Annotated in this window: 19 protein-coding genes; 12 read left to right on the forward strand and 7 right to left on the reverse strand. The window is 62.7% G+C overall.

Annotated features, from left to right (window positions below):
• Both AC5I5I_RS03705 and AC5I5I_RS03710 read right to left on the reverse strand, forming a co-directional pair.
• On the reverse strand, positions 1-585 hold the full coding sequence (locus AC5I5I_RS03705; RefSeq protein WP_495970012.1) for a histidine phosphatase family protein: 585 nt from the start codon (positions 583-585) through the stop codon (positions 1-3).
• Between the two features lie 62 nt (positions 586-647).
• Entirely contained in the window at positions 648-1,409 is a 762-nt protein-coding gene (locus AC5I5I_RS03710) for a competence/damage-inducible protein A (RefSeq protein WP_495970014.1), read from the reverse strand.
• Positions 1,410-1,604: 195 nt separating this feature from the next.
• On the opposite strand from AC5I5I_RS03710, the gene AC5I5I_RS03715 reads away from it, so the two are divergent.
• The 6 genes from AC5I5I_RS03715 (at position 1,605) to AC5I5I_RS03740 (ending at position 7,306) form a co-directional block, all read left to right on the forward strand.
• The gene (locus tag AC5I5I_RS03715) at positions 1,605-3,023 is read left to right on the forward strand and encodes a circularly permuted type 2 ATP-grasp protein (RefSeq protein WP_495970016.1); all 1,419 of its coding nucleotides are present in this window, start codon (positions 1,605-1,607) and stop codon (positions 3,021-3,023) included.
• Positions 3,023-3,964 (forward strand): alpha-E domain-containing protein, encoded by a 942-nt coding sequence (locus AC5I5I_RS03720; RefSeq protein ID WP_495970018.1) that lies wholly within the window; start codon positions 3,023-3,025, stop codon positions 3,962-3,964. Before AC5I5I_RS03715 ends, AC5I5I_RS03720 begins: the two co-directional genes overlap by 1 nt.
• 38 nt (positions 3,965-4,002) lie before the next feature.
• A complete protein-coding gene (locus AC5I5I_RS03725; protein ID WP_495970020.1) occupies positions 4,003-4,989 on the forward strand; it encodes a Bug family tripartite tricarboxylate transporter substrate binding protein in 987 nt (328 codons plus the stop codon).
• A 37-nt stretch (positions 4,990-5,026) separates the two neighbouring features.
• Positions 5,027-5,422, forward strand: a complete 396-nt coding sequence (locus AC5I5I_RS03730) for a RidA family protein (RefSeq protein ID WP_495970022.1) — start codon at positions 5,027-5,029, stop codon at positions 5,420-5,422.
• A gap of 175 nt (positions 5,423-5,597) precedes the next feature.
• Positions 5,598-6,425 carry a transglutaminase family protein gene (locus tag AC5I5I_RS03735; RefSeq protein ID WP_495970024.1) on the forward strand — a complete coding sequence of 276 codons (828 nt, stop codon included), beginning with the start codon at positions 5,598-5,600 and terminating at the stop codon, positions 6,423-6,425.
• Positions 6,426-6,559: 134 nt separating this feature from the next.
• Positions 6,560-7,306, forward strand: coding sequence for a proteasome-type protease (locus AC5I5I_RS03740; protein ID WP_495970026.1), 747 nt, complete (start codon positions 6,560-6,562; stop codon positions 7,304-7,306).
• An 18-nt stretch (positions 7,307-7,324) separates the two neighbouring features.
• Here the strand turns inward: AC5I5I_RS03740 and AC5I5I_RS03745 are convergent, their stop codons facing one another.
• The gene (locus tag AC5I5I_RS03745) at positions 7,325-8,437 is read right to left on the reverse strand and encodes a 5-methyltetrahydropteroyltriglutamate--homocysteine S-methyltransferase (RefSeq protein ID WP_495970028.1); all 1,113 of its coding nucleotides are present in this window, start codon (positions 8,435-8,437) and stop codon (positions 7,325-7,327) included.
• A gap of 316 nt (positions 8,438-8,753) precedes the next feature.
• Between AC5I5I_RS03745 and AC5I5I_RS03750 the strand changes: the two genes are divergently transcribed.
• The 3 genes from AC5I5I_RS03750 (at position 8,754) to AC5I5I_RS03760 (ending at position 13,189) form a co-directional block, all read left to right on the forward strand.
• Entirely contained in the window at positions 8,754-10,979 is a 2,226-nt protein-coding gene (locus AC5I5I_RS03750) for a putative bifunctional diguanylate cyclase/phosphodiesterase (RefSeq protein WP_495970030.1), read from the forward strand.
• 115 nt (positions 10,980-11,094) lie between these two features.
• Positions 11,095-11,847 (forward strand): SDR family oxidoreductase, encoded by a 753-nt coding sequence (locus AC5I5I_RS03755; RefSeq protein ID WP_495758551.1) that lies wholly within the window; start codon positions 11,095-11,097, stop codon positions 11,845-11,847.
• Between the two features lie 115 nt (positions 11,848-11,962).
• Positions 11,963-13,189 (forward strand): GGDEF domain-containing protein, encoded by a 1,227-nt coding sequence (locus tag AC5I5I_RS03760; protein ID WP_495970032.1) that lies wholly within the window; start codon positions 11,963-11,965, stop codon positions 13,187-13,189.
• 306 nt (positions 13,190-13,495) lie between these two features.
• Here AC5I5I_RS03760 and AC5I5I_RS03765 read toward each other — a convergent pair whose 3' ends face one another.
• On the reverse strand, positions 13,496-14,461 hold the full coding sequence (locus AC5I5I_RS03765; RefSeq protein WP_495970034.1) for a Bug family tripartite tricarboxylate transporter substrate binding protein: 966 nt from the start codon (positions 14,459-14,461) through the stop codon (positions 13,496-13,498).
• Positions 14,462-14,576: 115 nt separating this feature from the next.
• Here AC5I5I_RS03765 and AC5I5I_RS03770 point away from each other — a divergent pair, with 115 nt between their 5' ends.
• Positions 14,577-15,827 (forward strand): NupC/NupG family nucleoside CNT transporter, encoded by a 1,251-nt coding sequence (locus AC5I5I_RS03770; RefSeq protein ID WP_495970036.1) that lies wholly within the window; start codon positions 14,577-14,579, stop codon positions 15,825-15,827.
• Here the strand turns inward: AC5I5I_RS03770 and AC5I5I_RS03775 are convergent.
• The 3 genes from AC5I5I_RS03775 to AC5I5I_RS03785 all read right to left on the reverse strand — a co-directional run bounded on the left by AC5I5I_RS03775 (position 15,824) and on the right by AC5I5I_RS03785 (position 18,664).
• A complete protein-coding gene (locus AC5I5I_RS03775; RefSeq protein ID WP_495970038.1) occupies positions 15,824-16,930 on the reverse strand; it encodes a DUF2336 domain-containing protein in 1,107 nt (368 codons plus the stop codon). The genes AC5I5I_RS03770 and AC5I5I_RS03775 overlap by 4 nt on opposite strands.
• A gap of 131 nt (positions 16,931-17,061) precedes the next feature.
• Entirely contained in the window at positions 17,062-18,195 is a 1,134-nt protein-coding gene (locus AC5I5I_RS03780; protein ID WP_495970040.1) for an MFS transporter, read from the reverse strand.
• A 199-nt stretch (positions 18,196-18,394) separates the two neighbouring features.
• Positions 18,395-18,664 carry an usg protein gene (locus AC5I5I_RS03785; protein WP_495970042.1) on the reverse strand — a complete coding sequence of 90 codons (270 nt, stop codon included), beginning with the start codon at positions 18,662-18,664 and terminating at the stop codon, positions 18,395-18,397.
• 319 nt (positions 18,665-18,983) lie between these two features.
• On the opposite strand from AC5I5I_RS03785, the gene groES reads away from it, so the two are divergent.
• Positions 18,984-19,298: a co-chaperone GroES gene (gene groES, locus AC5I5I_RS03790; RefSeq protein ID WP_495970044.1), complete on the forward strand. Its 315-nt coding sequence runs from the start codon at positions 18,984-18,986 to the stop codon at positions 19,296-19,298.
• 47 nt (positions 19,299-19,345) lie between these two features.
• Entirely contained in the window at positions 19,346-20,998 is a 1,653-nt protein-coding gene (gene groL / locus AC5I5I_RS03795; RefSeq protein WP_495970046.1) for a chaperonin GroEL, read from the forward strand.
• The last annotated feature ends 119 nt before the right edge of the window (positions 20,999-21,117 follow it).

A 21,117-nucleotide genomic window follows, 5' to 3' on the forward strand; every position in this document is an offset into this window, starting at 1 on the left:
TCAACCTCCGGTTCTGCCCGTCGCATCGGCGGCTTTGATGCGGCCGACCACAATCAGCCGGTCCGGGTTTCCCGGATCACGGCGCACCGCCACGATTTCTCCCTGTGACGGCATGACACCCGCAAGAAGCTCGATATTGTCGCCATGCGTCACCACCACCAGGAGCCCCTCACCGTTCCAGCCGGAAAGGGTCTGACGGGCGGCAAGCGTCAAGTCGGCGCGCTGTCCGTACAGCACGTAGGCATTGTTGAAGGCCGATTGCCGCTCGACGGGTCCGAGTTGCATCAGGGTCGCAGTCTCGATCGTCCGGCACCATTCCGACGCCACGATCTTCTCGGGCGCGATTGCGTTGGCGCGGAAGGCGTCGCCCAGAGCACGCGCCTGTTGGCGCCCGCGCTCGCTCAGATTGCGCTGCGTGCTGCAATCGTCGAGCCGCCAGCCTTTCGGATCGCCGACACCCGGCGCATCGGCATGCCGGATCAGTGCGATCGTGCCGGGCGCCTTGAGGACGGACCAATCGGCCGCGCCTGCGATGGTCGCAGACGCCATAATGGCGATGCCGGCAACCGTCCGAACCAGAAGCATCCACATGCCAACGCAGGTAGCGCGGGCACGGCGCAAACGGGAATCACAAGAGCGTTGGAACTTCAGGACGCCTTGAGCTTGGCCTTGACGCTCGCCAGCATGTCCTCGACCGCAATCTTTGCCACCGCCAGCACGTCCGGGTCCCGCGAGCGGACCACCACATTGGTATTGGGTCCGGACGCATCATCAAAAAACGGATAGCTGCCGAAGCTGGCGTCCGGATGGGCCTTTGCAATCTCGCCGAGTTCGGTGCCGATATCGCCCTCCCGCGCATCGGCGCGGATCGATACCGACAGCATCTGCTTCCCAGTCCGGAGCTTCGGCCCGACCTCGTCGAGCATGGCCTGCATGATGCTCGGCACCCCCGCCATCACGATCACATTGCCGATCCAGAATCCGGGCGCCAGCGAGACCTTGTTGGTCACGAGGTCGGCGCCGTGCGGGATCCGGGTCATGCGCATGCGCGCCTCGTTCAGGTCCGGTCCCTTGAAGCGCTGCTGCAGCAGTGCGACCGCGCGTGGATCGTAGTCGATCGGCACATCGAAGGCCTTGGCGACGCTGTCGGCGGTGATGTCGTCGTGGGTCGGCCCGATGCCGCCGGTTGTGAACACGTAGGAATAGCGATGACGCAACGCATTGAGAGCGGCGACGATGTCCTCCTCGACATCGGCCACGACCCGCACCTCCCGCAGGTCCACGCCGATCGCGGTCAGATATTCGGCGATGTAGCCGATATTCTTGTCCTTGGTCCGCCCGGACAGGATTTCGTCGCCGATAACCAGAATCGCGGCGGTGACCGTCGCGTCATTGTCCGCTTCGCTCATCGGCATTAGACTCCTCTCCTGCTTTGGTACCGCGAGCGCCTCGCGGGCTCAAGCAGGTGAACGAAAAGGTGTCACCGGACAGGCCCCGCGCCCTTTCCATGGGCAAAAAGGCCGAACCGGTCCCCCTTCCATTCTGACGGAACTGGCGCGAAGCTTGCAGCGTTCACGGCTGCTGGGGAAGGACCTTTGGGGGACATGGCGGTTGCGTTCGACGAGATGAGCGGTGTGGACGGCCAGATCCGACCCGCCTATTCGCAATTGTCTGCCTGGCTATCGCATGTTCGCCCGGACGAACTGGATTTGCGGCGGCGCGAAGCGGAGGTGCTGTTCAGGAGGATCGGAATCACCTTTGCCGTCTATGGCGAGGCCGATGCGACCGAGCGGCTGATTCCCTTCGACGTGATCCCCCGCATTCTCTCGGGGACCGAGTGGCGCACGCTCCGGCTCGGCCTGGAGCAGCGGGTCAAGGCGATCAACGCCTATATCCGGGACATCTACGGCAAGCGGGAATGCCTGCGTGCCGGAATCATTCCCGACGATCTGGTGTTTCAGAATCCGGCGTTCCGGCCGGAAATGAATGGGCAGAGGGTGCCGCACGACATCTATGTGCATATCGCCGGCATCGATATCGTGCGGGTCGATGCCGACACCTTCTATGTGCTGGAAGACAACGCCCGCACCCCGTCCGGCGTCTCCTACATGCTGGAAAACCGGGAGATCATGCTGCGGCTGTTTCCCGAACTGTTCTCGCGCCACCGGGTCGCGCCGGTCGACAATTATCCCGACGATCTGCTGGCGACGCTGCAATCGGTCGCGCCGATCGGCTCGGCGGCCGAGCCGACGGTCGTGCTGATGACCCCGGGCGTTTTCAATTCGGCTTATTACGAGCACTCGTTCCTGGCGGACAAGCTCGGCGTCGAACTGGTCGAGGGCCGCGACCTCTTCGTCAAAGGCGAAGTGGTTTACATGCGCACCACCCAAGGGCCGAAGCGGGTGGACGTGATCTACCGGCGCATCGACGATGACTTCCTCGATCCCCTCGCCTTTCGGCCGGATTCCGCACTTGGCGTGCCCGGCCTGATGGCTGCCTACCAGTCGGGCAATGTGACGCTTGCCAATGCCGTCGGCACCGGGGTGGCCGACGACAAGGCCGTTTACAGCTACATGCCCGACATCGTGAAATTTTTCCTCGGCGAGGAGCCGATCCTGAAGAACGTGCCGACCTGGCGATGCCGCGAAGAGGAACATCTGTCCTACGTGCTCGACAATATCGAGCAACTGGTGGTGAAGGAGGTTCACGGCTCCGGCGGCTATGGCATGCTGATCGGACCCGCAGCCGACAAGGCAAGCATCGCTGCCTTCCGCGCCAAGCTGAAAGCCGCGCCCAAGAACTTCATCGCGCAGCCGACGCTCGCGCTCTCGACCTGCCCCACCTGCGTGGATTCCGGGGTGGCGCCGCGCCATGTCGATCTACGGCCATTCGTGCTGACTGGCCGCGACAAGATTAGGATCGTGCCCGGCGGGCTGACGCGGGTCGCGATGAAGGCCGGTTCGCTCGTGGTCAATTCCAGCCAGGGCGGCGGCACGAAGGACACCTGGGTACTGGACGGCTGATGCTTTCGAGAACCGCCGACAACCTCTACTGGCTGGCGCGCTATGTCGAGCGCGCGGAATATCTCGCGCGTATCCTGGAGGCGACCCAGCGCTTGACCTCGCTGCCGATCGCCTATATCGGCGAAAGCAACGAATGGGAATCCGCTTTGCAGACGGCGGGTTGCGCGCACGCTTTCTTCGAGGCCTATGAGGAGGCCAACGAGGAAAACGTCACCGACTTCCTCGCCTTCTCGACTGCGAACCCCTCCTCCATCCGCTCGTGTTTCGAGGTCGCCCGCACCAACGCGCGCGCGGTCCGTACTGCGCTCACCATGGAAATGTGGGACGCGATCAACGGGACCTGGCTCGAACTGCGCCGTTACGGCAACGGCCCGACCTCGCGCGAGGAATTGTCGCGCTTCCTGCGCTGGGTGCAGGAATCGTCGCTGCGGTTCGACGGCTCGGCCTACCGGACCATGCTGCGCAACGACGCTTACTGGTTCTCACGGCTCGGACTGTATCAGGAGCGCGCCGACAACACCGCGCGCATTCTAGACGTCAAGTATCACATGCTGCTGCCGGCGAACGAGCATGTCGGCGGGCCGCTGGATTATTTCCAATGGGCCGCGATCCTGCGTTCGGTCTCGGCGCTTACGTCCTATCACTGGGTCTATCGCGAGAATGTCAAACCGTGGCTGGTCGCCGACCTCCTGATCCTGAAGGAGGAAATGCCGCGCTCGCTGGCAAGCTGCTACGAGAATCTGGTGCGCTATCTCGATGCGATTGCGGTCGCCTATGGGCGGCAGGGTCCTTCGCAGCGGCTCGCGCGCGGCGTCCGCACCCGGCTGCAGAATGCGAGGATGGAGGCCATCTTCCAGAACGGCCTGCACGAATTCATCCAGGAATTCATCGCCGACAACAACCGCATCAGCACCACCATCACCCAGCAATATCTGGCCTAGCCCTCAGGCCTTGTAGCCAGTCGATCCAGGAAGCAATCGTGACAAGACTCAATCCAAAAGCGCTCCTCACGAACACATTGGCTGCCGCTGTGGTTCTTGCCAGCGTCGGTTTTGCGCATAGCCAGGCGTATCCTTCCAAGCCCATAACACTCATCATTCCGCAGGCGCCGGGGGGCGGATCCGATACCATCGGGCGTTACATCGCGGATAAACTGAAAGATCGGCTGGGGCAGCCCGTCGTCACCGAGAACCGGCCCGGAGCCGCCGGCATGCTTGGCGCGGCGGCCGTCAAGCGCGCGCCGGCCGATGGTTACACGCTGCTGCTGGGCGCAATCGACACGATCGTGACCCCGCTCGTCAGTCGCAATCCTCCGATCGACGGCATGAAAGACTTCGTGCCGATTACCCAGCTTGCGACGTCGCACAACGTCTGGCTGGTCGGACCCGGCTTCCAGGGCAATTCCTTGAAAGATCTGGTCGCGGCCGCCAAAGCCAACCCCGGTTCGATCGACTACGCCTCATCGGGCTTTGGCAGCATGCAGCATCTGGCCGGCGCAATGCTGAGCGCCCAGGCTGACATCAAGCTGGGACACGTGCCGTACAAGGGCGGACCGCCGGCCTTCGCGGATGTGATCGGTGGCCGCGTACCCGCAATGGTGTCCGGCTTCCAGGGCGCGCTGCCGCAGGTCAAGGCGGGCAAGGTGCGTGGCCTCGCCGTCACCGGAAAGCAGCGCTCGCCGGCTTTGCCGGATATTCCGACGGTGTCGGAAGCTCTGGGGCTGCCGAATTACGAAGCCCTGAACTGGCAAGGCTTGTTCTTCCCCGCCGGGACGCCCGAGCCCGTCGTCGAGCGCATCTCGAGCGAGGTGAGGAAGATCATCGCCGAGCCCGCGACGCGCGAATGGCTGGTGAACAATGGCTACGAGCCCTCCGGCAATACACCGGCCGAATTCGCCGCGCTGATTGCCGCAGACCACAAGCGATGGGCAGATATTATCAAGGCCTCCAATATCAGTTCCGACTGATCGAAGGCCCATCGCGGCAATAAATCGGGAGACAACGATGCCCATAAAGCGAGGCAATCCGCCCGGCATGAAAAATGTCCGGGCGACGGTTTACAACCATTTCGTACGCGTCGACCATCCAAAGTCGCTGGTCTTTATCTCCGGCCAGGTCTCGCGCGACGACGACGGCCAGCAGGTCGGTACCGGAAGCATGCTGGAGCAAACGCGCCAGTGCATCCGGAACATCGAGAAAAGCCTTACGGCGGCCGGGGCGACATTGTCCGATATTGTCTGGACCACGGTCTATACGACCGACATGCGCGAGTTCAGGCAAATCGTTGCTGCGCGCGAAGAGTTCTTCAAGGAGAACCTGCCGACCAGCACGATGGTGGAAGTCGTCCATCTCGCCGATCCGGGGTTGATGGTCGAGATCCAAGTCATCGCCGCGCTCTGAGCCACGCCAACAAAATGTCCCCTCGACGGGCTCCGGAGCGCGTACCGGTTCAGGGCCCGTTTGCTAAGCCCCCGAGCTGCGGCACTGGCGCAGTCACCCAGTCGCCGCGGTCCAGGCTTAACGTCCCCAAGGCTCTTGCCTTTGCGGCGGGCAGACGCCAGCATCCGCCCCACCCATGCGCATCCGAATTTGGCACGATACCATCTACCGCTATTCCTGGCCGGTGACCGGGGTGATCCAGACGCTGCGTCTGACCCCGCGCAACACCGACAGCCAGTACATCATGAATTGGCGCATCGACGTGTCGGCCGATTGCCCCCTCACCTGCCATGTCGATGCCTTCGGCAATAGAACGCACACGCTGACCGCCGAGGGTCCGCTCGACCATCTGATGGTGCATGTCGAGGGAGAGGCCGAAATCGAGGATGCGAACGGCGTCGTGAAGGGCACGGTCGAGCCGTTTCCACCATCGCTGTTCCTGCGGGAAACACCTCTGACGCAAGCCAACGAGGATATCTGCGCCTATGCCCGCGAGGTCGCCGGCAACGGCGCGCAGGACCCGCTGCCGAAGCTGCATGCGTTGCTCGACACGCTGCCGCAAACGATCGCCTTCGACACCGATCCAACCCACGCTCACACCACCGCGGCGGAGGCCTTCGCGTTGAAGCGCGGCGTCTGTCAGGACATCAGCCATATCTTCATCGCGGCTGCCCGCAGTCTCGGCATTCCGGCGCGTTATGTGTCGGGCTATTTTCACCGCTCCGACGGCATGAACGAGCAGCAGGCCGCGCATGCCTGGGCGGAGGCCTATGTGGATGGGCTCGGCTGGGTCGGCTTCGACGCCACCAACGGCATGTGCCCGACCGATGCATATCTGCGGGTCGCCGTCGGGCTTGATTATCTGAGCGCGGCACCGGTCCGCGGATCGCGGATCGGCGGCGATGGCGAAGGTCTGGATGTGCGGATTCGCATCCAGCAGGGGCCGGACCAAAGTCAGGAATAGGTCCGCCTACCCGCGTGCGGCAAATCGGCCGGTGATCGAGGCAAATGTCCGACATTGGGCTTTTGCTGTGCGGCGGAATAAGGATAATGCCGCCGCCGGGCCGATCGCGGCCGCAAGGATGGAATGCTGACACGATGACCTATTGCTGCGGAATTCTGGTTCGCGAAGGGCTTGTCATGATCGCGGACACGCGCACCAATGCGGGGCTCGACAATGTGTCGACCTTCCGCAAGCTGCATGTGTTCAAGCAGCCGGGTGAACGGATCATGGCGATCGCTTCCTCCGGTAACCTGTCGATGAGCCAGTCGGTCGTTTCCACCATGATCGAGGGAGTGGAGAATCCGGATACCGGCGAGGTCGAAACGCTGATGAATGCGCCGACGATGTTCCAGGCGGCGCAGCGCATTGGCCGCGTGGTGCGCTCGATTTCCGACACCGAAAGCCCCGCCCTCGCCGCAGCGGATGTGAAATTCGACGTGTCGTTTCTGTTCGGCGGTCAGATCAAGGGCGAGCGCATGCGCCTGTTCATGATCTATTCCGCCGGTAATTTCATCGAATGCACCACCGACACACCGTATCTGCAGATCGGCGAACACAAATACGGCAAGCCGGTGCTCGACCGCGCCATCACCTACGGTGTCGACCTCTATGATGCGCTGAAGATCGGGCTGATCTCGATGGATTCGACGATGCGCTCCAATCTCGGCGTCGGCATGCCGATCGACATTCTGGTGGCGCGGCGCGATGTCTGCGATGCGGAATTGTCGTACCGCATCGAGCCGGGCGAACCCTATTTCCACGACTTGCGCGAGCGCTGGTCGGCAGCGCTGCGCGCGGCCCACAACGCCATCCCGCGCCCGCCCTATGCCGGGACGGCATAGGGCGGCGCGATACCGGCGTCAGCGTCCCCAGACCTCTTCGCTGATCGCGACGACTTCGCGCATCTTCGCCCATTGCGCGTCTTCGGTCAGTTCGTTGCCTTCTTCGGTCGAGGCGAAGCCGCATTGCGGCGACAGGCAGAACTGCTCAATCGGCGCGAATTTCGCCGCTTCCTCGATGCGCCGCTTGATGTCGTCCCGGCGCTCGATCGTACCGCTTTTCGAGGTGATCAGGCCGAGCACCACCTGCTTGTCGCCTTTGGGCAGAAACCGCAGCGGCTCGAACCCGCCGGCGCGCTCGCTGTCATATTCGAGGAAATAGCCGTCGTAATTGCATCGGCCGAGCAGCGTCTCGGCGACCGGCTCGTAGCCGCCCTCGGAGACCCAGGTCGAGCGGAAATTACCGCGGCAGATATGGGTGGTGATGGTCATGTCGGCGGGCTTCGCCGCCAGCGCGATATTGATCATCTCCGCATATTTGTTCTGGAGGCCATCGGTATCGTCGCCGCGCTGCCTGGCTTTTTCGATCTCGACCGGCGAACAGAGATAAGCGAAGGCTGTATCGTCGAACTGCAGATAGCGGCAGCCGGCGTCGTAGAACGCGCGTACCGCTTTCGCATAACCCGCACCGGCATCGGCGAAAAACTGCTCCATCTCGGGATAGACCGTGTTGCTGATCGCCCGGCGTCCGCCCCGGAAATGCAGCACCGTCGGCGCCGGGATCGTCATCTTCGGCATGACTTTCGTCGTCGCCTTCAGAAAGCGGAAGTGGTCGAGAAAAGGATGATTGGCGGGAAAATCGACTTTGCCCGTCACCTTCAGCGTCAGCGGCTTGGTCTGAACGCCGGCAAACTGGATGCCCTGATCGGCCTCGACCACGTTGACTCCATCCAGCAAACCCAGAAAATCGAAATGCCACCACGCGCGTCGAAATTCGCCGTCCGTGGCGAGTTTCAGCCCGCAACTTTCCTGGTGACGAACAAGCGCTTCGATCTCCTCGTCTTCCACCGTCCGGAGTTGTTCGGCCGTGATGTCGCCGGCGCCGAACTGGACACGGGCAGCCTTGAGCCGCGCCCGACGCAGGAAACTCCCGACATGGTCGGCGCGGAAAGGAGGCTTCGTTCTCGTCGTCATCGCTTCTTATTCGCCCAATCTAAAGATTTTGCTTCGTCTGAGTTGTAAAGTTGGGCGATATCCCATCAAGCGCGGGATGACAAGTTCCGAAAGCCCACGATTTCCTACGGGCGATGCACCTCTGGTTAACCACCCGCCCGGAAAGGCGCCGGTGTTCCGCTCCGGCTGCACTTGGAGCGATGCGCGCAAGTTAATCGCAAGCTTTGTCTCCTAGGTTTTCCGCATCGTAATCCGGCACTTAGGGGTAATCGCGGTGGCCGAAACCAATGCGCGTTTCGCTGACAAAGGCGCGCAAGGAAACTGGGACCGCGCCCGGTTGAGCATCGTTATTCCGATCAGCGTGATCGTCGCGATTGCCATCCTTTGCGTTGTCGTCGCCGTCGTCACGTCTGCGCGCCGCGCCGACGAAGTCTCGCTCGATCATGAGAAGCGGCTGCTGTCGCGCGCCATCGCCAATCACGGCGAGCAACTCCTGCGCGAACTGGAAAGCGTCAGCGCCAACGAGGAAGCGGCTTCCCGCATCCGCGACCGGTTCGATCGCGAGTGGGTGCATAACCGTGTCGGGCTTTGGCTGAAGCACTATTTCGACCACGATTTCGTCTTCGTGGCCGACGGGTCCGACCAGCTGACCTATGCCATGCTCGGCCGCAACAGTGTCGAACCGCGCTGGTTCAATTCGATCGTTCCGGAGCTCGCGCCGACCATCGACTATCTTCGCGGCCGCACCGGAGACGAACCGAAGGGCGCGATCCGCATCTCCGAGCCGCGACGCAGCACCGACGTCGGAAAACCGACCCGCGTCACGCTGATCCAGCGCTTTCTCGGCCGCCCGGCGGCGATCGCCGCCTCCCTGATCGCACCGACCGAGCAGATCGCAGGCGAAGCCGCGCGGGAGACCATGCCGCTCGTGATCGCCGTCAAGTTCGTAGACGAAGGCCTGCTCGCGGAAATCGGGGGACGTCTGCAACTCAACGGGTTGCGCGTTACCGAAAAGGAGCTCGCCCCCGCCAATGAACACAGCCAAGACCTCAAGGACTATGACGGCCACACCGTAATGAGCCTGACCTGGCTGCCGAAGCGCCCGGGCTCCGAGATCGTAACCAGTGTAATTCCGTTTATCACGGTCGCCTTTGCGGGCTTCGCAATTCTGGCCGCGCTCATCCACGGTTACATGCGCAGGACGGCAGCGACGATCGCGCAGGGCGAGCAACGCCTGCGCTATCTGGCCCTGCACGATCCGCTTTGCGGCTTGCCGAACCGGAATTTTTTCGGCGAGCGTCTGGAACAAGTGCTCGTCGCGGTACAGAACGGCGCACCGTCGGCTGCGGTTTTCTACATTGACCTGGATCACTTCAAGGATGTGAACGACACGCTCGGCCATCCTGTCGGCGATGAGCTGATCCGCGAGGTCACGTCACGCCTGTCCGGATTGCTGCGCCCCGAGGATCTGGTCAGCAGGCTCGGCGGCGACGAATTCGCGGTGATCATCACCGGCGGCGCCGAGGTCACCGCCCTGCATCGCACGGCGGAGCGGATCATTTCCGCCATCTGTGCTCCCTATACAATCGGCGGGCACAACATCCTGATCGGTGCGAGTATCGGCATTGCGACGATCGACCGCCGGTCCGGGCTCGTCGCCGCCGACGTCATGCGCTATGCCGACATGGCGCTCTACCGCGCTAAAAACGAAGGCCGCAACCGTGCCTGCATCTATGATGCGGCGATGGATGCCGACCTTTCGGAACGCAAGCAGCTCGAAAGCGATCTGCGCGATGCGATCAATTCCGATCAGCTGCGCATTGTCTATCAGCCTATCGTCAACGGCAGCGGCGACACCATGCTCGCCGTTGAAGCGTTGTCGCGCTGGTCGCATCCGACGCGCGGCGATATCGAGCCGGCCCGCTTCATCCCGATCGCCGAGCATTCCGGGCTCATCATCGAACTCGGCGAGTGGGTGTTGCGCCGGGCCTGTATGGAAGGAAAGTCGTGGCCGGGTCTTATTGTGTCGGTGAACGTGTCCGCGCTGCAATTCCGCCGGCCTGACTTTGTAGACACGGTCGAGCGCATCCTGGCGGAAACCGAATTCGATCCGGCCTGCCTCGAGCTCGAACTGACCGAGAGCACGCTCCTCGGCAATGTCGAGAGTGCCGAGGTGGCGATGCACCGGCTCAAGGCTTTGGGACTTCGCCTCGCCCTCGATGACTTCGGCACCGGCTATTCGTCGCTCGCCTATCTGCGGCGCTTCCCGTTCGACAAGCTGAAAATCGACAAGAGCTTCGTCCGCTCGCTGGAGCGCTCGCCGGACGCCGCCGCCATCGTTCATGCCATTGTCGGCCTTGGCCGCGGTCTCGGCATGAAGGTGACGGCGGAAGGCGTCGAGACTGCCGAACAGCAATTGTTCCTGCGCGCCGCCGGTGTGCATTCCATGCAGGGATACCGGTTCGGCCGGCCCGGCTCGCCCAACCTGATCTCGACTCGGCTCGCCATGCCGGCGAGCCACCGCAGCATCGCGCGGGATGCCGCCGCCGCGCTCGCCAGCTGACGCGCGTCCATCATACCGCCACAGCCATTGCAGAGGCGCGGCCAATCCGTAGGATGGCCGCCCTTTCGCTCATATCCAGAAGGACATGAGCCGGATCAGAAGCAGGAGTGACGGGATGGCGGCCAAGGTTGCGCTGGTGACGGGAGCGGGTTCAGGGATCGGGCGCGCCAGCGCCATCGCCCTGATGAAGGACGGCTTCGACATGGTTCTGGCCGGCCGCCGCAAGGAGCCGCTCGAGGAAGTGGCGAAAGAAGGCCAGGCGCTGGGTCGCAAGACACTTGTGGTGCCGACCGACGTGTCCGACCCGGCCCAGATCAGGGCGCTGTTCGCAAAAGTGAAGGAGACCTTCGGCCGGCTCGACCTCCTCTTTAACAATGCCGGTATCGGCGCGCCTCCGGTGCCGCTGGAAGACCTGTCGCTGGACAAATGGATGTCGGTGGTCGCCACCAACATTACCGGGCCGTTCCTGTGCACGCAGGAGGCCTTCAAGATCATGAAAGACCAGACGCCGCGCGGCGGCCGCATCATCAACAATGGCTCGATTTCGGCGCATACGCCGCGCCCGCTGACGGTGGCCTATACCGCGACCAAGCACGCGGTGACCGGCCTGACCAAATCCACCGCACTGGACGGCCGCGCCTATGACATTGCCTGTGGCCAGATCGACATCGGCAACGCTGTGTCGGCGCTGACGGAACGGATGACCCAGGGCATGTTGCAGCCGGATGGCTCCACGCGCGCCGAAGACCGCATGGCGGTCGAGGATGTCGGCAAGGCCATCAGTTACATGGCAAGCCTGTCGCTGGAATCGAACGTCCTGTTCATGACGGTGAAGGCCACGAAGATGCCCTTCGAAGGCCGCGGCTGACGCCGCCACCGGGTCCCGTACGGTCATCTGGTGAGCGGGTCGCCCAAAAGATGTGCGCCCCTCCGATTGGAACACCGGATGGATTTCCGAACGGGAATCTTGCTATTGAGCGCGTGTGATACTCGACATCGCCACGCTGTTCGCCGTGACCACCTTCAGCATGGGGCTTAGCGGTCTGCTCCTGCTTTTTGCCTGGATGCAGGCTCGTAACACCCCGGCACTCGCCTGGTGGGGTACGGCGTTTCTTGTCATTGCCCCGGCGACCGCGCTGTTCGGGCTGCGCGGCATCGTGTCCGACGCCTGGTCGATTCAGGCCGCAAATGCCCTGATGATGCTGGGTTATGGGCTGTTATGGACCGGCGCGCGCGTGTTCGAAGGACGCCGCCCGGTGCCGCTCTCGCTCGTGGCCGGCTCCCTGATCTGGCTCGCAGCATGCCAATTCGACGCGTTCATGCACGCGACGGCCGCGCGCATCGCCCTCGCCTCCGTTCTGGTCGCCAGCTACAGCTTTGCTTTCATCTCGGAGCTGTGGCGCGGCCGGCACGAACGCCTGCTGTCTCGCTGGCCGGTCATCGGGATCGCGGCAATTCACGTAGTGCTTTTTCCCGTTCGCGCACCGTACCTCATGACGATGCCCTTCCCGCTGGAGACGCCCTCCTTCGGCGCCCAGACATCGTCACTGTTTATCTTTGCACCGCTGCTCTATTCGTTTGCACTGGTGTTCCTGTTGATGGCGCTCACCAAGGAGCGCGCCGAGTCGCAACAGCGCTATGTCGCGACCATCGATCCTCTGACCGGCATTCCGAACCGACGTGGCTTCACTGAGCGGGCCGGACGGCTGCTGGCGCGTTCCCAGAAGCAGAACGAAGCCCTTACCCTTCTCCTGTTCGACCTCGACCGCTTCAAGTCCATCAATGACCGGTTCGGACATCGCACCGGAGACGCGGTGCTGGCCCTGTTCACGCACTCGGCGATGCAGTCGTTGCGTCCGCTCGACCTGCTCGGCCGCATCGGCGGAGAGGAATTCCTGGCCTTACTGCCGGGCGTCAACACCGAAACCGCAATCACGGTAGCTGAGCGGGTGCGGAGCAATTTCGCGAGCGCGGCCGGCAGCGTTCACGGCCAGCCCGTTGCCGCGACCGTGAGCGTCGGTCTCGCCTCCAGCATACAGGCCGGTTACGATTTTGACGCGCTATACGCTGCCGCCGACGCTGCGCTCTATCGGGCAAAGCAGAGCGGGCGCAACCGGACCGAGACGGGGTGGCCGACGCCCGATCCAGCCGCCCCGCGACGGGATTTCATCCCGACCGTCGCAGCTCCAGACTTGATCACGCGCGCTTGACGGTCGCGGCCGTGCACTGGCGGAACCAGCCGGCTCCGCCTGCGTTCGTCCCGTATCCAGCATGGAGCGAAGCGATGTCAGCATTCGCCATACGCCCCGCCGTCCGATTGCGCGATGGACACGCGGTTGAGTCGTCCCTGGAGGCGGCAGAAATCGTTCGCCGTCACGCAATGAACCACTGCAGCCTCGCCGCATCCGTCCTGGTCAGGCGTCTTGAGGACGCCCAAAGCCCCGACGAAGCCCAACAGCTCGCACTGGAGTTTCGAGCCTGGGCGGCACGCGAGGGATTGTTGCTCACCCGCCCGCCTATCGCCGCTCGACCTGCGCTTCATCAATGACTTTTCGCCATTTGGCGACCTCTCCCGCCACCCAGGCGCGCATTTCCTCGGGCGTCGACCCGCGAACTTCGTTGCCGATCGCCTCGAGCTTGTCGCGGACCTGCGGCTGCTGAAGCGCATAAAGGATGTCCGCATTCAATCGCTTCACCTGTGACTCCGGCACGCCCTTGGTGGTGGCGACGCCCATCCACGAACGCACGTCGTAGTCTTTGACTGTGTCCGCGGCCGCCGGAATGCCGGGAAGGCTTGGCCACGGCGACAGGCTGGTCACCGCCAGCCCGCGAATTGTACCGGCATCGAGCTGCGGCCGGGTGACCGTGAGGGTGTCGATCATCACATCGATGCGGCCGCCAAGGAGGTCCGTCACTGGTGCCTGACCGCCCCGGTACGGGACATGGACGAGCTCTATGCCGGCAAGCGAGGCGAGCAACTCCCCGGCCAGGTGCTGGGTCGAACCGACACCAACCGAGGAGAACGTAACGGTCTTGGGTTTGGCCTTGGCCTCCGCGACCAGGTCGGCGAGCGACTGGAATCTGTGATCCTTGCGGACCGAAATCACGAACGGAAAATAGATCAGCGTCGACAACATCTGAAGATCATCGACCGGATCGAACGGCAGGGCCTTGTACAGGGCGCCGCCCACCGCATGCCCGCCGGTGAGCACGATCAGGTTGTAGCCATCGGGGTCGGCCTTGACGACCCGATCGGTTGCGAGATTGCCGCCGGCGCCGACCCGCGGCTCCACGATCACTTGCTGGCCCAGGCGCTCGGCCAGAGCCGGCGCGATGATGCGCGCGACAGTATCGGAATTGCCGCCCGCCCCGAACCCGTGCGACAGCGTCACCGGCCGCGACGAATAACTATCCTGCGCGGAAGCACTGGTGGCGGCCATCGCCAGAGCGCCGATCATAGCAGCGAAAGCGTTCAAACGCATTGCAATCTCCTCCCCGATTTTTTCTTGAGTTGAGCATTGAAGGTCTTCATTGAGAAGAGCGCTTGAACGCATGGCTCATAGCCGCGACAATCGCGACGCGGCGGGGCGGACTGACATGCTTGTCTTGCAATCGCTTCTTGGCGCCATCGTCATTCCGGCGATGGCCTTTGCCATGAGCGAGAATCATCGTGCGGTATCGTGGCGGCGGGTGTTTGCGGCGATGGCCCTCACCGTCATTCTTGCTGTCCTGCTTTTCAAAATCCCGGCGTTGCGCGTCGGCTTCGCCGCCGCCAATAGCGCGGTCGACGCCATCGCCGCCGCAACCCGTGCAGGCACCAGCTTCGTGTTCGGCTATCTCGGCGGCGGTCCTCTGCCGTTCGATCCAAAATTTCCCGGCAGCGAATTCATCCTCGCTTTCCAGGCGCTGCCGCTGGTTCTGGTGATGAGCGTGCTGACCACGCTGCTGTTCTACTGGCGCATCCTGCCGCCGATCGTGCGCGGCTTTTCGTGGGCGCTGGAGCGCACGCTGGGCGTCGGCGGCGCGGTCGGCCTGTCGACCGCCGCCAATATTTTTGTCGGCATGGTGGAAGCGCCACTGTTCATCCGGCCCTATCTCGACAAGCTGTCGCGGGCTGAATTGTTCATCGTCATGACCGGCGGCATGGCCGGGATCGCTGGCACCGTGCTCGTGGTCTATGCCACGATCCTGCGGCCGATCATTCCCGAGATCGCCGGGCACCTGCTGATTGCCTCAGTGCTCGGCGCGCCGGCCGCGATCCTGATCAGCGAATTGATGGTGCCGGAAGAACGGGACGAATCCACCGTCGGGGACTATGCCGATCCGCCGCCGGTCGCGACCTCGACGATGGATGCGATCGCGATCGGCACCGGTCAAGGCCTGACGCTCCTGCTCAATATCATCGCGATGCTGACAGTGCTGGTCGCGCTGGTGCATCTCGCTAACGCGATTCTGTCGGTGTTGCCCGAAATAGGCGGAGCGAACATCACCCTGCAGCGCATGCTTGGCCTGGTGATGGCTCCGGTCTGCTGGCTGATGGGGCTGCCCTGGAACGAAGCGCTGCGCGGCGGCGAACTGATGGGGATCAAGACGGTCCTCAACGAGTTCATCGCCTATGTCGAATTGTCCAAGCTCGGACCCGAGGCGCTGAGCGAGCGCTCCCGCCTCATCCTGGTCTATGCGCTTTGCGGCTTCGCCAATTTCGGCTCGCTCGGGATCATGATCGCGGGCCTGAGCGTGATGGCGCCGGAGCGGCGCGACGAAATCGTCGCGCTCGGCCCGAAGACCATTGTCTCCGGCACGCTTGCGACCTGCACCATCGGCGCAATCGTCGGCACCCTCCACTAGGAGGCTTGCGCGGCCTGTTCCTGCGCCATCGCGAGGCGCCGCACCTTGAGGAAGCGGATCACGCGCTGGGCGCCGGCAACATCGACGCTTTCGTAAGTCGCCTCGTCCACGGGCGGGCCGCAGAGTTGCTGGCCGAGTTTGTCGCTGCGCAGTCTCAGCACGCCCAAAGCGGCGGTCGAAGCCACATTCAGCGCCCGCAGCAGCACCATGACGTTATCGGTCCTGCCCTGGGTCACGAGATTGAACCCGTAGTCATGATCGAGATCGAGAGAACTGGCGATCACCGTTGCAACGTCGAGCAGGCGCCGCTCCATGACCAGCACCATCAGGGCATTGTCGAGCTTTTCGGAGCCGGCGCGGATCTGCTGGATGTAGCGGTGAACCTGACCGATATGTTTCTTGCGATAGGACACCCAATTGGTGACCTGCTCCTGCACGACCGCCGGACTGAAAGTCAGATCCGAGCTGCGCAGCTTTGATGCAAGTATCTGCGACACGATCGGGAGCAATTGGCCCACCGCTTCCAGCGACAGATCCGAACGATTGACCAGCAACTCCCGCAGCATTGCGTCGTGCTCGGACTTGTGGATCATCTTGCGCATGCCGAGACGCGAGAAGCGCGCGCCCTGGTTGGCTGCAAGCGTCCGGATAGTTTCGTCGTTGCCGCGTTCAGTGAGGATGTCGGTAATGTCCGGCGCGAGCGTGTGACGGCCGGCGATGGCCTCGAGATGCGCCTGGCTTCCCGTGGACGCGAGGTCGACCAGCACCTTGTCACGCAGCCCGCGGTAGTCGCGGATGATTGGCTGCGCGACCGCGAAGTCGGCGTCGTAAGCGAGAGCGTTCGCCGTTTCTTCCGGGAGACTTGGCATACGCGACAGGATCGATGCCGCGCTCGCGCGATCGCCCCGCTCGAAGTTTTCGAGCAGCTTGGAAACAATTTCTCCAAGCAGGTACTGGACCGTTGAGCTCTCGTTCTGAACGGAAAACGTATCGGAGATGCGCCTGAGCAATTCGAGCCGCTTCTCCGACGATCTCTCCGCCGCGAGAGCGAGCAAATTGTGGGTGGGCGAAATCTCGGTATGGGTCGTAGCAAGTGCGGTCATAGGCGCGTCCTTCTGACCACAACTAACGAGAGTGGCGCTAACAGACTGTGAATTGGAACAGCGAGAAGTCGCGCCATCGCGCTCTTTTCCTACGCCGCAATACGTGTGGCGATGACATGGTCAATCCGACATTAACGAACGGCACTTGCACTGACACGTCGGCGCTCGGACAATACAAACACCAGAAATGCCGTCCCGAAGCACGCGACGGATAAGAATCCGATGGTCCGGTACAATTCGTGCTGGAACAGAATGCCCGCCGCGCCTGAGCCGATTGCCTGCCCGACATACAGGAACGATGTATTGAGCGCGACGGTGGCGCTTGCCAGAACCGGCGCCGCCGTGACGAGCCGCGCCTGCTGCATCGAATTTCCGGCGGTGATACCAAGACCCAAAATGAAAACACCCGCAGCCATGAGCGCCAGGATCCCGGTCCCGAGCGCAAAGACCAGCGCCCCGGACATCATGACCAGGATGAAAAATCCGAGCGTACGCGGGACACCGGCGAATTGCACCATTCGGGTTGCGGCGAGGTTGCCGATCAAACCGGCTATGCCAAGCAGCGAGAACAACAGCCCCGCCGCGGCCGGACCTGCGTCCGCAACTTTCTGGACCAGTGCCGCCATATAGATCGTGATCGAGAATTGCCCCGACATCTGGAGCAGCGTGATCAGCAGGATCAGCAGCAGCGTGCGGTTGCGGGCAATGTCTGCAAAACTGCTCAGCGACAAGCGATGGCCCTGCAATCCGCCGGGCAGCGCTGCTGCGTTCAGGAGAGCACCCATCACCGCAAGAATGCCGATTGCAAGAAAAGTCTCGCGCCAGCCGAATTGCGTCGCGAACAGGGTGATCAGCGGCAAACCGATGGCAATGGCCAGCGACCAGCCGAGAAACACGTAAGCAAGCGCCGCAGCCCGTTCCTTTTCCGGGGCAATCAGAGCCATCGTGCTGGCTGCCTGGGGAGTATAGATCGCCCCGAAAGTCAGCATCGCCAGCCGCAGAGCCAGAATGGCTGCGTAACTGTCGGCCATGGCGGACAACAGATGGCCGGCGGCAATGACCGCGAGGGTGCCGCTCAGCAGCAGCCGGCGGCCAACCCGCGTGGTCAGCCAAGACACGATCGGCGAGCCGAAGCACACGACCACGGCCCCATAGGTCACGAGCAGGCCGATATCGCGCACGGTCACGCCGAGTTCGGCCGACAGTTCGGTCAGCATGCCGGCCGGTGCCAGAACGGACAGCCCGGTGATGAAATTCCCGCTCATGAGCGCAAGGCGGGATGACAGATGGGACATACTGGAGGATGCGGCTTTCGAAGGGCCGCAGACGCTATTGCAAATGCCGGGCGCTGACTATGCGCGCCGGGCGCACATCAGCCATATGTGCGCTGTAGCCATCTGTGCGCCGTTCGCCGGCCGGCCGGAATAACCGACCGACGTCCGCCGGACAGTTAAGCGCAAGCCGCTAGTGCAGCCGGAACACCCCGTCCACCGCCTTGATCTCCGACGGCCGGATCAGGCGCGAATGCGCGACCGTAACGGTATGCAGCACCCCCTCGATCGACTTTTCCCAGAACCGCAAGAACTGGTTCAACTCCGGAAAGTCCGGGCAGAGATCATAGTTCTGCCAGACATAGGTTTGCAGCAGCCAAGGGTGGTCGGGCCGCCGATAAAGGATTTCCGCGGTGGTCAGACCGTATCCATTCACCTGTTTTCTAAAGTCTTCCGATGGCATGTCAGTCCTCTAGGAAAGCGATTCCCACGAACCTTGAGACCGCAAGATTTCAATCCCCGATCGTTTCTGACAAGCCTAAAAATTGATATTCGTTCCTAAAATCAAGGCGTTAGCAGCATAGCCCAAGGGCTGCTGATAATTGTTTCCGAGCGTGGGAGCGGACCGCCAACGCGTGCTAGCAGTCCCCCTTGACGAGTGCCAATTTTTTGGGTCAAACCCCTTGCGCACGGACCAGCCGGCCCTAGATCGCCGGCAACCGGGTTCCAACCCGGGATTCCGTCTCAAAATTTTCGTTTTATCGAGCTGAAGGAGGATACCCATGAAGTTCCGCCCGCTTCACGACCGCGTCGTCGTCAAGCGCATCGAGTCCGAAGACAGAACTGCCGGCGGCATCATCATTCCGGACACCGCCAAGGAAAAACCCCAGACCGGCGAGGTCATCTCCGTGGGCCCCGGCGGCCGCGACGAGGCCGGCAAGCTCATTCCGATCGACGTGAAGGTCGGCGACACGGTTCTGTTCGGCAAGTGGTCCGGCACCGAGGTCAAGATCGACGGCACCGAATACCTGATCATGAAAGAGAGCGACATCATGGGCGTGATGGAAGAGACCGTCGCGCGCAAGAAGGCCGCCTGACATCTAGCCGCCTGAAATCAACAAGAACGAATTGAGGACATAGGACAATGGCTGCGAAGGAAGTAAAATTTTCCGTCGACGCGCGCGACAAGATGCTGCGCGGCGTTGACGTTCTCGCCAATGCGGTGAAGGTCACCCTCGGCCCCAAGGGCCGCAACGTCGTGCTCGACAAGTCTTTCGGCGCTCCGCGCATCACCAAGGACGGTGTGACGGTCGCCAAGGAAATCGAACTCGACGACAAGTTCGAGAACATGGGCGCCCAGATGGTGCGCGAAGTCGCCTCGAAGTCGTCCGACTTCGCCGGTGACGGCACCACCACCGCCACCGTTCTCGCCCAGGCCATCGTGAAGGAAGGCGCCAAGTCGGTCGCCGCCGGCATGAACCCGATGGATCTGAAGCGCGGTATCGATCTGGCGGTCGAAGCCGTTGTCGAGCACCTGAAGTCGAATTCCAAGAAGGTCACCTCGAACGACGAAATCGCCCAGGTCGGCACCATCTCCGCCAACGGCGACAAGGAAATCGGCGATTTCCTGGCGAAGGCCATGGCGAAGGTCGGCAACGAAGGCGTGATCACCGTCGAGGAAGCCAAGTCGCTTGAAACCGAACTCGACATCGTCGAGGGCATGCAGTTCGACCGCGGCTACATCTCCCCCTACTTCATCACCAACGCCGACAAGATGCGCACCGAATTCGACGATGCGTATATCCTCGTCTACGAGAAGAAGCTGTCGGGCCTGCAGGAATTGCTGCCGCTGCTCGAAGCCGTGGTTCAGACTTCCAAGCCCCTCGTCATCATTGCCGAAGAAGTCGAAGGCGAAGCGCTCGCGACCCTCGTGGTCAACAAGCTGCGCGGCGGCCTGAAGGTTGCGGCGGTGAAGGCTCCGGGCTTCGGCGATCGCCGCAAGGCCATGCTGCAGGACATCGCGATCCTGACCGGCGGCCAGGCGATCTCGGAAGACCTCGGCATCAAGCTCGAAAACGTCACGCTCAACATGCTCGGCCGCGCCAAGAAGGTGCTGATCGAGAAGGAAAACACCACGATCGTCAACGGCGCCGGCAAGAAGGCCGACATCGAGGCGCGCGTGTCGCAGATTAAGGCGCAGATCGAGGAGACCACCTCGGACTACGACCGTGAGAAGCTGCAGGAGCGTCTGGCCAAGCTCGCGGGCGGCGTCGCGGTGATCCGCGTCGGCGGCGCGACCGAGGTCGAGGTGAAGGAGCGCAAGGATCGCGTCGACGATGCGATGCATGCCACCCGCGCCGCGGTCGAGGAAGGCATCCTGCCGGGCGGCGGCGTCGCCCTGCTCCGTGCCAGCGAAGCCCTGAAGAAGATCCGCACCCAGAACGACGACCAGAAGACCGGCGTCGAGATCGTGCGCAAGGCGCTTCAGTCTCCGGCCCGTCAGATCGCCACCAATGCCGGCGAAGACGGCTCGGTGATCGTCGGCAAGATCCTGGAGAAGGACCAGTATTCCTTCGGCTTCGACGCGCAGAGCGCCGAATACGGCAACATGCTGTCGAAGGGCATCATCGATCCGACCAAGGTCGTGCGTGCCGCGATCCAGAATGCAGCCTCGGTTGCGGGCCTGCTGATCACCACCGAAGCCATGGTTGCGGAACTGCCCAAGAAGAACGCGGGCGGCGCCGGCGGCATGCCGGGTGGCGGCGGCATGGGCGGCATGGGCGGAATGGACTTCTAAGTCCAGACGCCTTAGTCGAGAAAAAATGCGAAGGGGCCGCGCAAGCGGCCCCTTTTGCTTTTCCGGCCGGGTCGCGGCGGCAGCGTGACTTGACTTCGCACGAAGCCGGTACACTCTCC

It is taken from the genome of Pseudorhodoplanes sp. (genome assembly GCF_059499825.1).